Consider the following 12700-nt stretch of genomic DNA (forward strand, 5'->3'; position numbering starts at 1 on the left):
AACTGGTAGCACTAGTATGGATATGTGAATCAACTTTCCTACAGAAAGGCGTGACCAAATGTGAAAAGAAAATATGTATCCTTTATAACAATCCCGATATTAGTTATTGTTCTATCGCTTACCGCTTGCTCAGAAGCAACCGAGCCTTCCGCCGGTTCTGAAACTGTAACACCGGCTAATGAAACGGTCACGACTCCGGAGCCGGAGAACAACAAAGCTCCCGAGCCGACGCGGCCACAGACCGAAAGTTTTGATTTGATGACGGGTGAGGGGGATCAGCCGCTTACGGCTACCTTGCAACAAGGGGACGGTTTTTCTTTATACGTTTTCGAAAAGTTTGATTTTGACGCGTCCGAAGGACGTCTGTTTCTTACCAGCAATCCGGAATACAATGTCGAGATCGAACTGCTTCCAGCGGATTATGATCTGACGCAGCTTAGAACAGCAGGAAAAGAAGAATTGGAAGCGTTCGGGGAAGTATCCGATTATAGTGGTGAGCTTGTCGAACATCCTTTGGGTTACGCCGAGATCTATCTTCAAGTGTCGAGTGGGGAAGGGATTAGGGATTATATGGTGTGGAAGTCTGAATCGGGAGATGCTTTCCTGTTTCGTCTCCGCAATCCAAAGGGTGAGGAAGCTTCGGATTTTGCCAGCCCGGTTCTTGTTTCGTTATCTACGGTACAAAAGTAGCAGAAATAAAAAAAAGAACCTGGATATTATTATCAGGTTCTTTTATATTGCCTATGAACAGACATGATGCTATAATCAGATCACGACTGTCTTTATTATGTAGACATAATTATCTCATCTTATACTTTAACTTTATCATGTCGCTAAACTCTTGTCAAATGTTTTTTTCAAAATGACTGGTTAGGAGAGATGTGGAATGAGTTCATTGGTTCTCGGTTTTGAGGAAATTGGAAAGGAGCAGCTATGGCTTGTTGGCGGAAAAGGGCTGAATTTAGGGGAATTATCAAAAATGGAAGGAATACATGTTCCCGAAGGGTTTTGTGTGACAACTACAGGATTTCAAAAAGCCATCGAACACAACGAATCATATCATGCTTTGCTGGATCAACTAACCATGCTAAAAGCGGAAGACCGGGAACAAATCGGCGAAATCAGCGGAAAGATTCGTCAGACTATAACGGAGTCCGAAATTCCTTCCGAGGTTGTCAAAGCGGTTACTGATTATCTCACCCGGACTGATGAAGAACAGGCCTATGCGGTGCGTTCCAGTGCGACTGCCGAAGATTTGCCGCATTCTTCCTTTGCAGGTCAACAAGACACCTATTTAAATATCATCGGCGTCGATGACGTCTTACGGCATATTAGCAAATGCTGGGCATCCCTATTTACGGATCGCGCGGTCATCTATCGTATCCATAACGGCTTCGACCACAGATATGTTTATTTATCCGTTATCGTTCAAAGAATGGTTTTCCCACAGGCTTCGGGGATTATATTTACCGCGGATCCGATGAGCGGAAACCGGAAACTGCTATCCATCGATGCCGGATTTGGGCTTGGGGAAGCGCTGGTGTCCGGTTTGGTATCCGCTGATGGTTATAAAGTACGGGAAGGTGAAATCGTCGAGAAGCGAATCGCAACCAAAACATTGGCGATCTTTGGGCGGAAGGAAGGGGGAACAGAAACCAGGAAGATCGATCCTGATCTGCAAAAGAAGCAAGCTGTTACGGATGAGCAAATTTTAAGACTGGCAAGCATCGGAAGGCAAGTCGAAGACTATTTCGGCCAGCCGCAAGATATTGAATGGTGTTTGGCTGATGGCACTTTTTATATGGTTCAGAGCCGCCCGATCACAACCTTATATCCCATCCCTCAAAGTAATGATCAAGACAATCACGTCTATATATCCGTCGCTCATCAACAGATGATGACGGATCCCATGAAACCACTAGGATTATCCTTTTACCAGTTAATTACTAACGCGCCTATGCGTACAGCCGGTGGCAGGTTATTTGTTGACATTACATCTATGCTGGCTTCACCTGTCGGACGAGAAACTTTAGTAAATACCCTCGGACAATCCGATCCGCTTATCCGTGGAGCCCTCATGACTATATTAGAGCGGGATTTCATAAAATTGGTGCCTAATGATCAAACCGCACCGGTTCCGCGGAGGAATAATACAGTGTTGATGGCGCTAATCGAGAGTAATCCGGCGATCGTATCTGATTTGATTAAGCGTAGTCAAGCCTCGATTGAAGAGTTAAAACATAACATTCAAGCCAAATCGGGATCGGATTTGTTTGATTTTCTTCTGGAAGATATCGTACAGCAATTGAAGAAGATTTTATTTGATCCGCAAAGTTCCACTGTGATTATGTCTGGGATGGAGGCTTCGTCATGGATTAATGAAAACATGTACCAATGGCTCGGTGAAAAGAATGCGGCAGATCCAATTTCTCAATCCGTACCGAACAATATTACTTCGGAAATGGGCTTGGCGCTGCTGGATGTCGCGGATGTGATTCGCCCGTATCCGGAAATCATTGATTATTTGCAGCATGCAAAAGAAGATGATTTTTTGGATGGGCTGTTGAAGTTTAAGGGCGGACAGGAGACTCGTGATGCGTTCCATGATTTTCTAGGCAAATATGGAATGCGGTGCACCGGAGAAATCGATATTACGAGAACCCGATGGAGCGAAAGGCCAATCACGCTTGTCCCGTTGATCCTTGGCAACATCAAAAACTTTGAACCTAATGCCAGCAGCCGGAAATTTGAACAAGGGCGGCAAGAAGCTTTGGCGAAAGAACAAGAGTTATTGGCTCGATTGAAGTTGTTGCCGGATGGCGAACAAAAGGCAGAAGAGACTAAAGTAATGATCGATCGAATCCGGAATTTCATCGGCTACAGGGAGTATCCCAAATACGGCTATGTCAGCCGCTATTTCGTTTACAAGGGTGCCTTACTTCAAGAAGCCGAGCGACTACTGCAGGCTGGCGTTATTCAGGATAAAGAAGATATCTACTATCTGACTTTTGAGGAGCTTCATGAGGTCGTTCGCACCAATAAACTGGATTACAAGATAATCGGCAAACGAAAAGACGAGTACAAACTATATGAAAAACTGACTCCCCCGCGCGTTATCACGTCCGATGGCGAAATTATATCCGGCAAGTACAAAAGGGATCATTTACCCGCCGAAGCCATTGCAGGTCTGGCTGTTTCTTCCGGAGTCATTGAGGGTCGGGCGCGTGTCATTTTAAACATGGAAGAGGCCGATCTGGAAGACGGAGATATCTTGGTCACCCCCTTTACAGATCCTAGCTGGACTCCACTGTTCGTATCCATAAAAGGTCTGGTCACCGAGGTTGGCGGACTGATGACCCATGGAGCCGTTATCGCACGTGAATATGGCATTCCCGCCGTTGTCGGAGTGGAGAACGCGACCATACTGATCAATGACGGACAAAGGATTCGCGTGCATGGAACCGAGGGGTACATTGAAATTTTACAATGAATTACGATCGACGTATCCTTCTTCAAACTTGGATTAAGTAAGGGGAAATAATTTTATCCGTCCCTGTATTTGGTCCAAGACTTCTTCCGGCATCTCCTTGACCTGAATATCCTCCCCCAGGAAGAGCAGCCAATTTGATATTTCGGCCAATTCTTCGGCATTATCGACATGGACAAAAGTCTTCAGGTTTGCAGTGGTTTGATATGGATTCGTGTAGGAGATAGATAGATGTAAGGGATGATACTTTTTGAACTGGGCAATTGCCTTAGGACCAAGTTCAAGGACAAGGTTGATGATTTCTTCCTGGCTGCTTAGCTGTTCCAGAATCTTTTTCTTACTGACTCTCTTTTTCGCAGGGTATCGTTCTATTTGGGTGAGATTATCGACGGAAATAATCCGCCTCTTCTCTTCCTCCAGATCAAAACCTTCAATTTGCCAGAAGCTTTTTTCACGGTAAAGGTGCAAAAGATATATGGGGTAAGTCTTCATTTCCTTTCCTTCTTTAACGGTAACCAATAAATAGCTGTCCGAAAGCAGGATTTGGATGAGTTTTTCCAAGATCGGATGGGGGAGGTCCGACAGATCAAGCAGGTCGGGGTTATGGGGGTTGGTCCCTTCAAATAGCAATATCTGATTTAATAAAACAAGGTCATCTTGCTGGTTTTCCGAAATGAGGCCCAGTAATTTCTCCGCCAGAGACTGGCGACTCTTTAGATAAGGAAGTTGCTGGTTTCTTGTGGCCATAAAGGCGATGAATAGAGCTTTAATCTCATTATCGGTAAAACGGACCGTAGGGAGGACAGAGTTATTCATGACAAAATAACCTCCATCTCTTCCGACTTCAGCGACAAGCGGCATCCCCATGGCTTCAATTTCCCGGATATCCCGAATCGCTGTCGAGCGGGAAATGTTAAATTCACGCATAATTTCCGAAATGGTAAAATGGGCGCGGTTGTTGATATATCGCATAATGATATTAATCCGTTCAACTTTTTTCATGGGGCACCTCTAAACAGTATCATTTTTTGACATGATTTAAAGTTATTATAAACCTATCAAGTGGAAACACAAATCATTTGAAAAAATAATAAGAGGATGGGATTTAATATGGCGAACTATAACCTTGAGAAAAAAGAAAGCTTTATCGTTTTAGGGATCGGAACGGAGCTTCAAAGCCATTACACCGACTATGCCGGAATTAACAAGGAAAAGGCGGAGTTTTGGGAGGCCGTCAAACAAGACGGAAGGCTCGACACTTTAAAGAGTGTAGCATCTAACGACTATATCTTTGCCGTGAACGAAGCTGTGAATAACAAGATGATGTATTATGCCGGCGTAATGACAGATGCAACGTTACCGGAGGCAACCCGTGTTATTCAATTTCCGAAAGGGGATTATCTGGTTGTAAAAGGGGAGGGGAATTCGGCTGAAGAGTTGAGCAACACCCTTACCGGAATTGCCTTTGGTCAAGTCTTGCCTGAAGTGACGGATTTCGCCTATGTCGGCGGGCCGAATGCGACGGTGGAGATGGGGCAGGAAAACGGCCGCGTAATCGGTGAGGTATGGATTCCAGTCGTTGGGAAATAAAAGAAACCAAAGGAGCAATGAACATGCCACATATCGTTGATTTTAAAAATGTGTCCACGGCAGGTTTGGAATCTTCGCCTGTAGCAGAGGCACTTGCTGGTATGCGAGCGAATGAAGCCCGTTACTTTATGAACAAATACAGTCATGAATTTACGGTTGTACCGGCTGAGGAAAGCCAGGAGACTCTGGATTATGTGAACCGGATATTGAAAGAAGAGCGTGGTATTGAATTTGCGGCCAAGCCTTTGGAAACGTCGCAATTTCAAGTGGAAAACATTCAATTTTCCTACGTTTTTTATGAAGATGGGCTTGGGCTCAATGTCATGTATACGGTGGATGACCCTAAGAAGCGGGCCGTCGGTTTTAAGCTTTCCGAGGGGATGGAGGTACCGCAGGAATTAGAAGGGAAGTTTAAGTTTGCCAGACAGAAGTCCAAATTGGCCGGAACCATCCGGGGCTCGTTCTTTGTAATTAAAAAAGAGTATTAGAATAGTCCCCGCAAAGCAGCATAGAAACACATAATATTATCAAAGCCTCGATCCAAACAGATCGAGGCTTTGGCGTATACCGCTACGGTAGAAGTTATTTCCTAAAATTTATCGGGAAACTGTTTCACAATGCCTTCTGTCAAAATATCTGCAAAATGGATCATGTGAATCTCATTTTTGTCGGTAGCTGCAATGTCCGCTTTCCAATCTCCCTTGAGGCAGCTGAGGACGATATCAGTAATTAGCTGAAGGTGCGTGTACAGCATGTCTTGCAGCTCTTTAAACTGCCAGTTCGGATTCGCTGTGCTTAGAAATTTGGCGATTTCATCCGCGTTTTTATGCCAATCGACCTCTAACTTTTTAACTTCCTCTTGATTGCCCGCCTTGGCAGCCGCAACAATTTTGCCTGCAATCAGAATATGTTCTCTCAGGAGATCGGCCAGCTTATTGCCGAAGGCTTCCCCATAATAAGGCTTGAACACATTGCCGATGTCCTGCTGGTTCCGCAGAAGCCGGTCCAACACATCCTTCTGATCCGCACGATCAGAGATGGCGCTGACAATATAGCTTCTTGTCCAAATCGTATGGTCAATCCAAACCTTCTGCATGTCGCTTCTGAGCTTCACCATTTTGGGACTCAGGCAAACCGTATCCTTTTTATCAGCCTTGTTTGCTTGTGCAAATACTGCCAATGGCGTCACACTAAAAACAAGCACCACGGCTAACATCAACGCCAGTAATTGTTTATTTTTCAAACTGTTCTTCTCCTTTGTACGGTTGGAATAAATTAGGCAGTCTTATTATGGTTGATGATCCTGAAATTATTCAAACCGTATTTAGAGAGAGACATCATAGAAAGGCTCTTCCAGCAATACAGTGGAGGAGCCTTTCTTATAGTTACCTAATTCACTTCATTACCTGTAGTTCCATTATACATATGTCTGTGTGGTGTTCTTCCATTTATAGTGGTGTACCCTTGGAAGTAATGATAATGACCACCTGACTGTAAGGGAATAGCCGGACCTGTCGTTCCGATGATGGTGTGAGTATGACCATCGTTAAAGGACGTTTCGGTTCGGTAATTGTGCACGTGCTGGACACCTGATGGAGCGGGTTCAGTCATGCCGGCATAATGATGATTGTGTCCTACATCAAAGGATGTGTTTCCAGAAAAATGATGCGTATGCGTAGTGGGGCGGCCATCCCAGGAGGTTATATAAAGTTTATGAGAGTGGGACGAATCCGGACCTTCGGAGTGAACGATAAAACCTGTGACTGGTATTTCCATTTCAAACTTCCCTTCTTCATTAAATTTGTGTTCTTAAATTTTATGCTGAGTAATATTAGGTGGTTCTGAACATAAAGAGGCCTCGCATTATTCTGAATGCGAGGCCTCTTTATTGAGTTGCTCTATTTGGGTTTTTATTGCTCTGTGATCTGAATTTCTTTAATTTGAACAGTTTCAGTCGGCGAGCTTAGTTCACCCATAGGGCCGCCTGGTTCGACGGGGGTGGCAGCGATATTTTTAACGACATCCATACCATCGGTGACTTTACCGAAGATGGTATAATTCGGTGTGTTGTTTAGTCCGACGCTATTTTCACCCGTGCAGATAAAGAATTGACTGCCGTTTGTATCCGGCCCTGCGTTAGCCATCGCAACAATGCCAGGTTCATATTCATAATCCGTTTGTTCATCTTCAAAGCTGTATCCCGGGCCGCCGCTTCCATTTCCCTCTGGGTCACCGGTTTGGATCATGAAGAACTCGATAATCCGGTGGAAGATGATGTCATTATAGAAGCCTTGCCGGGAAAGAAAGACGAAGTTATTCACGGTTTTGGGAGCGTCTTTAGCAAACAATTCGATGGTGAAGTCTCCCTTAGTTGTCGTGAATTTCGCCGTGTAGGATTTGTTTGTATCGATCTCCATGGCAGGAGGGCTGTCCCAGCTCATGGTTTCTTTCACGGACTCTGGCGCGGGTTCCGCTTCAACCGGCGGAGTCGTTTGATCCGCGGTAGTTCCTGCCGTTTGATTATTCGCCGGCTCTTGCTTAGTCTCGTTGTCTTTGCCGCATCCGCCAAGGATCAATACAGCGGAAATCAGCAGAATTAGCGATCGTATAACCTGTGTCTTTTTCATTAGTGCTCGTCCATCTCCTTATCTTACAAATCATTTTTTATAATACCGATTTTCTAATAGAAATGCCAGCTTGTTCTTATGCGTCCTTTTTAACCCCACCCTTGATGACAACTTCGCTTCTTCGCAGGCATGTCCCTCATCACGCATATGCGGCATGTCTGAGCATTTGCCACGGCCTTCTTTGCCACTGGGCAGATTATCGTTCCTGTCATTGGAGGCGTGGTGGTCGAACGGTACGGCTTGCAATTCGGTGTAGCATCCAGTGCAATCTTTATGGCGACTGCCGCAGCATTGGCCGGTTTGCATGGACAACAGCAACGAAAGTCTGATTCTCACTAATTTAACTTTAATATACGTTTTCCCATGAATACGATCTAAATGGGGAAGGAGTTACATAAAGAGCACCGTCTTTTTTCACAAATGTAATGTAGGCTTCACCCTTTTCCAAGGACGAACTCCATTTGTATTCCTCGCGAAGGGTGCCTTTCCCAGATAGTACACCAGGACCGCCAAAGATGTTGACTACTTCATCATAGGTCATGCCCTCTTTAATAGTAGTCGTGCTTTCGACTGTAACTTCAGGATAGCTTAATTTCGGCAGATCCTTACCCTTATATATCATCATAGTTAGATAATTAGATTGAATGGGGCCTGAGATTACAATTTCATTGAAGCCATCGCGATAAGCTTCGGGGGCTCCGAACAAGTCTAAGCTAGGCTTTCTGGCAAACAGATAATCAAGATCGACGGAGTTGAAATGATCCGCATCAAAGGCCAGGAATTTCTCATAAGTGACGGTAGGTTTACCAAAATCTTTCACCTTACGCAATTCCTCATCATAAACATCTTTCTCAAAATCAGATGGAATGAAATTCACGCCTAAACTGGATACATAGATATCTTTGTTTTTGGAATCCCAGCGTACATCAATACCTAGCAGTTCACCTACAAATCTTAAGGGGACAACCGTTCTTCCGTTAATAATCTGGCTAGGTACATCGGATTGAAGTTGCACTATGTCTTCTTTCGTGTAGTTGTGCAAATAAGAGCTGGGAGTTTTAGTTGCCGTTTTTTGACCAATTGGCAAGGAAACCGAGTAGTTGGTGTGTTCATTGGAGTAAACAATAGTAACTTCTTTCTTTTTCGAATCCCATTTGACTTCATTACCTAAATACTCAGATATAAATCGTACCGGCACCAGCGTGCGCCCATGTTGAATAACAGGTCTCTGATCCAATGCTATTTCTTTAGTGTTTACGAATAATTTAAGGGGGTCACTGGCGCTGGCCGTATTATTAGCTGTAGAGAAAAGAGCTGCAGCCATGAAAGTGATTATTATGAAATTAATTTTTTTGTACATATCTCTACTCCATAAACAAATATTTATTATTAATGGTATTAATTATTAATTATATCAATCCATGATTAATTAAACCAATTTAAAGGGACTGACCAACAAACATTTGATATTTATGATCCTGATGGAGGGGTTATCATATTGGAACAAGCCATTCCCATAATATCTGATAAGAGTCAATAATTGAATGGGAGGGATAGGGTTGTCTGATCCTTTTGTGATTCGTTCATTAGATGAAATCCGATTTTGGTCACGCATTATGAAGGAACATTCATTCTTTCTTCGCTTGGGTTTTAGATGTGAAGACACTCAATTAATAAATGAGGCCAATCAATTTCAGGCAATCTTTGAAGACATTGAACGAAGAGCTCATGCTTATTCGGAGAATACGGATCCTCAAACCATCAGACAATTCAACTCGGAAGTTCACAATGCGGCAGCACAGATCTGGGCGTTTAAGAGAAAGGTACTTGGGCTGATCTTGCGTTGCCAGCTTCCCGGAGGCAACAACTTCCCTTTACTCGTAGATCATATTAGCCGGGAAGCAAGGTACTTCACGAACCGCCTGGATGAACTTAATAATGGAAGGCTTGAACCATTGGCTGATGCCATCATCGATGAAAATGTATTTTTCCTGAAAATCATGGCCGATCACGCCAAATTTATTGGTCATTTACTTGATCCGTCTGAACGAAAACTGGTAGAGCAGGCAAGAGAATTTAGCCAGGAATTCGACACTCTAATGTATCAGGCTATCGATTTAAGCTCAATGCGTCCTCAGTCGCAAACGCATCCGCTTCTCAGTCAATTTGTTGATGAAAATCGGGTTTCCGTGAAATCATTGCGTGATTTTAAGAAAACAGCGCGTGATTTGATTGAAGAGTGCCGAATAAAGAGTATTATTCATCCTTTGTTAGCCGACCATGTTTTTCGTGAAGCCGAAAGATTCCTGTTTATTCTTGATATGTTTGAGCGGTCATTGTCCGGTATGAAGGTGAACAAGCGAGAGATTTTATTTTAAAAATGACTAGCGAAAAGGTAGGTATGCAAGTCAAGTTGAAGTCACCCGTTCCGGGTGGCTTTTATTAATTTTACGATTAGAACCAAACCAGATAACGATTAGTTAGGACAGGGCGTGAGCTGAGCGGTGCTACCTCCGCAGATATTCATTGACACACAGGAACATAGGATTTAATCTCTTCATTAAATTAATTATATTTTTGGAACTGTGGTTTTCATCCATCGTGGAGGGGTGTCGTGATTAGATGACTTCAAGAATAGATTCAAACAAGCTGCCGGACTCTTTGTATAGCTATGTGAATTCTCCGGAGAAGCAACGTAAATTATACCGAAGAACCTTGTTCACCGTCATCCTTTCGCAAATTTTCGGAGGCGCCGGACATGCGGCCGGTATCACCGTAGGTGCTCTATTGGCTCAGGATATGCTCGGAACCGATAACTTCACAGGTATTCCAACTGCCTTGTTTACTTTAGGTTCGGCAGGGGCAGCATTGCTGGTTGGGCGGCTTTCTCAACGTTTTGGACGCAGCTTTGGATTGGGGCTGGGATTTCTGGCCGGAGCTTTAGGCGCAATTGGAGTCGTAATAGCAGCAATAACTGGCAGTATTACGCTGCTGTTAATATCACTACTCATTTATGGAGCCGGCTCGGCAACGAATTTACAGGCTCGTTATGCAGGTACGGACTTGGCCAATGCCAAACAGCGGGCAACAGCGGCCAGTATGGCTATGATGTTCACGACATTCGGTGCAGTGGCAGGTCCCAATTTAGTGAATGTCACAGGAAAATTTGCGCTATCGATCGGAGTGCCAAGTTTGGCAGGTCCTTTTTTATTGGCTGCAGCGGCATATGCGCTCTCGGGAATGGTCCTACTTGTTTTTCTACGCCCCGATCCTTTGTTGATAGCAAATGCAATTGCGGAACAGAGAGCAAGAGATCGATTTGATTCCTCAGCCAATGAAGCGGTGGATATGGAGTCGGGAAAACGGGGAGTCTTGATTGGGGCAACAGTCATGATATTAACGCAAATTGTGATGGTAGCCATCATGACAATGACACCTGTACATATGAAGCACCACGGACATGGATTAAGCGAAGTTGGGCTTGTTATTGGTTTTCATATCGGAGCGATGTATCTTCCATCTCTGATTACCGGTGTCCTTGTAGATAAAATAGGGCGCACCGCGATGGCGATCGCTTCAGGAGTTACGTTGCTCCTGGCAGGAATTGTGGCTGCGCTGGCTTCGGCAGATTCGATGGTCCAATTGATTTTAGCTCTGTCTCTATTGGGATTGGGTTGGAATTTTGGTTTAATCAGCGGTACCGCTTTAATCGTGGATTCAACTACTCCAACCAACCGAGCAAAAGTACAAGGATCTGTCGACGTTCTCATCGCTCTCGCCGGAGCATCGGGAGGAGCACTATCGGGTTTGGTAGTTGCTCATTCGAGCTATGCCACGCTTTCCTTTGCCGGGAGCGTTATCTCCTTGTTGCTTATACCGGTAATGTTTTGGCCTAATAAACAGAAGAGTGCAAAGCAAGCTCAATTATAATATAGAAGAGCGACTCGAATTATTAAGTGGTTTACAAGGAGGTAAGGCATGGACTACTTTTCGTCCAAAGTTGCGGCTTCGCAACTGAAACGGTGGCCCAAATATACTATAGCGGCGGGCCGTCGTCATACTGTTGGACTTAAATCGGACGGAACGGTGATTGCTTCGGGGGATAATAAATATGGCCAATGCGATGTCACCGACTGGTGCGATATGATAGCTATAACCGCAGGGAATGTCCATATGGCTGCAAACACAGGCAATGCTCATACTATCGGTCTTAAATCCGACGGAACAGTGAAGGCTGTAGGGTGGAACAAGCATGGACAATGTAACGTAGACAGCTGGCGGGATATGATATCGGTGGCGGCAGGTTGGTGTCATACTGTCGGTCTTCAAGCGGATGGGACGGTGGTTGCCGTGGGCCGCAATAATGCAGATGAATGCAATGTCAGCAGTTGGCGCGATATGGTAGCGGTGACGGCAGGCGACTGGCATACCGCCGGTCTTCAATCGGACGGGACGGTGATAGCTTCCGGTAATAATCGATATGGTCAATGCCATGTTGACGGCTGGCGAACCATAGTGGAGGTGTCGGCAGGGTACCTTCATACGGTTGGGCTTAAATCGGACGGCACGGTGGTAGCGGCAGGATTGAATAAGCATGGTCAAGGCGAAGTCAGCCATTGGCGCAGTATTGTTGGTATAGCGGCGGGGAGTTATCATACCATTGGCCTTAAATCGGACGGAACGGTAGAAGCAGTAGGTTTGAATGAATATGGCCAGTGCAATGTAAGTGATTGGCACGATATCGTGGCGATAGCTGCAGGCTGCGCTCATACTCTCGGTCTTAAATCCGACGGTACGTTGGTAGCTGTGGGTGACAATGCATATGGCCAATGCGATGTAAGCGGCTGGCATTGCATCCAGCTGCCAGGCAATTAGAGGTACAGAAACATACGAGGGAAATCTGCAATCTGAGCAGGTTTCCCTCTTTTTAGTTCTACAATCGGTTTAATTTCATTTTTTTTACAAAACCTATTGTGCGCTCCACTAATACGTGTTA

General features: G+C 44.8%; 12 protein-coding genes. 7 read left to right on the forward strand and 5 right to left on the reverse strand.

Features of this window, described 5'->3' with window-relative positions; translation table 11 throughout:
• Nucleotides 1-60: 60 nt before the first annotated feature.
• Both NYE70_RS04730 and ppsA read left to right on the forward strand, forming a co-directional pair.
• A complete protein-coding gene (locus tag NYE70_RS04730) occupies nt 61-690 on the forward strand; it encodes a hypothetical protein (protein ID WP_341045182.1) in 630 nt (209 codons plus the stop codon).
• A 196-nt stretch (nt 691-886) separates the two neighbouring features.
• Nucleotides 887-3490, forward strand: coding sequence for a phosphoenolpyruvate synthase (gene ppsA, locus NYE70_RS04735; RefSeq protein WP_290407135.1), 2604 nt, complete (start codon nt 887-889; stop codon nt 3488-3490).
• 33 nt (nt 3491-3523) lie between these two features.
• Here ppsA and NYE70_RS04740 read toward each other — a convergent pair whose 3' ends face one another.
• Nucleotides 3524-4489 carry a helix-turn-helix transcriptional regulator gene (locus NYE70_RS04740; RefSeq protein WP_290407136.1) on the reverse strand — a complete coding sequence of 322 codons (966 nt, stop codon included), beginning with the start codon at nt 4487-4489 and terminating at the stop codon, nt 3524-3526.
• A 108-nt stretch (nt 4490-4597) separates the two neighbouring features.
• Here NYE70_RS04740 and NYE70_RS04745 point away from each other — a divergent pair, with 108 nt between their 5' ends.
• Together NYE70_RS04745 and NYE70_RS04750 are read left to right on the forward strand one after the other, a co-directional pair.
• The gene (locus tag NYE70_RS04745) at nt 4598-5077 is read left to right on the forward strand and encodes a GyrI-like domain-containing protein (protein ID WP_290407137.1); all 480 of its coding nucleotides are present in this window, start codon (nt 4598-4600) and stop codon (nt 5075-5077) included.
• A 23-nt stretch (nt 5078-5100) separates the two neighbouring features.
• The gene (locus tag NYE70_RS04750; protein ID WP_211020453.1) at nt 5101-5565 is read left to right on the forward strand and encodes a phage tail protein; all 465 of its coding nucleotides are present in this window, start codon (nt 5101-5103) and stop codon (nt 5563-5565) included.
• Between the two features lie 101 nt (nt 5566-5666).
• Here the strand turns inward: NYE70_RS04750 and NYE70_RS04755 are convergent, their stop codons facing one another.
• From NYE70_RS04755 to NYE70_RS04770, 4 genes are all read right to left on the reverse strand, one after another.
• Nucleotides 5667-6320: a glycosyltransferase gene (locus tag NYE70_RS04755; protein ID WP_341045183.1), complete on the reverse strand. Its 654-nt coding sequence runs from the start codon at nt 6318-6320 to the stop codon at nt 5667-5669.
• A 146-nt stretch (nt 6321-6466) separates the two neighbouring features.
• A complete protein-coding gene (locus NYE70_RS04760; RefSeq protein WP_213655260.1) occupies nt 6467-6853 on the reverse strand; it encodes a YmaF family protein in 387 nt (128 codons plus the stop codon).
• Between the two features lie 134 nt (nt 6854-6987).
• Nucleotides 6988-7704 carry a peptidylprolyl isomerase gene (locus tag NYE70_RS04765; protein ID WP_290407139.1) on the reverse strand — a complete coding sequence of 239 codons (717 nt, stop codon included), beginning with the start codon at nt 7702-7704 and terminating at the stop codon, nt 6988-6990.
• Nucleotides 7705-8050: 346 nt separating this feature from the next.
• Entirely contained in the window at nt 8051-9064 is a 1014-nt protein-coding gene (locus NYE70_RS04770) for a copper amine oxidase N-terminal domain-containing protein (protein ID WP_341045186.1), read from the reverse strand.
• Between the two features lie 199 nt (nt 9065-9263).
• On the opposite strand from NYE70_RS04770, the gene NYE70_RS04775 reads away from it, so the two are divergent.
• The 3 genes from NYE70_RS04775 to NYE70_RS04785 all read left to right on the forward strand — a co-directional run bounded on the left by NYE70_RS04775 (nt 9264) and on the right by NYE70_RS04785 (nt 12579).
• Complete coding sequence (locus tag NYE70_RS04775) at nt 9264-10082, forward strand: DUF2935 domain-containing protein (protein ID WP_280520380.1); 819 nt, start codon at nt 9264-9266, stop codon at nt 10080-10082.
• Nucleotides 10083-10326: 244 nt separating this feature from the next.
• Entirely contained in the window at nt 10327-11634 is a 1308-nt protein-coding gene (locus NYE70_RS04780) for an MFS transporter (protein ID WP_213655257.1), read from the forward strand.
• 48 nt (nt 11635-11682) lie between these two features.
• A complete protein-coding gene (locus NYE70_RS04785; RefSeq protein WP_341045191.1) occupies nt 11683-12579 on the forward strand; it encodes an RCC1 domain-containing protein in 897 nt (298 codons plus the stop codon).
• The last annotated feature ends 121 nt before the right edge of the window (nt 12580-12700 follow it).

It is taken from the genome of Paenibacillus sp. FSL R5-0407 (genome assembly GCF_038009185.1).
GTDB lineage: Bacteria > Bacillota > Bacilli > Paenibacillales > Paenibacillaceae > Fontibacillus > Fontibacillus vini.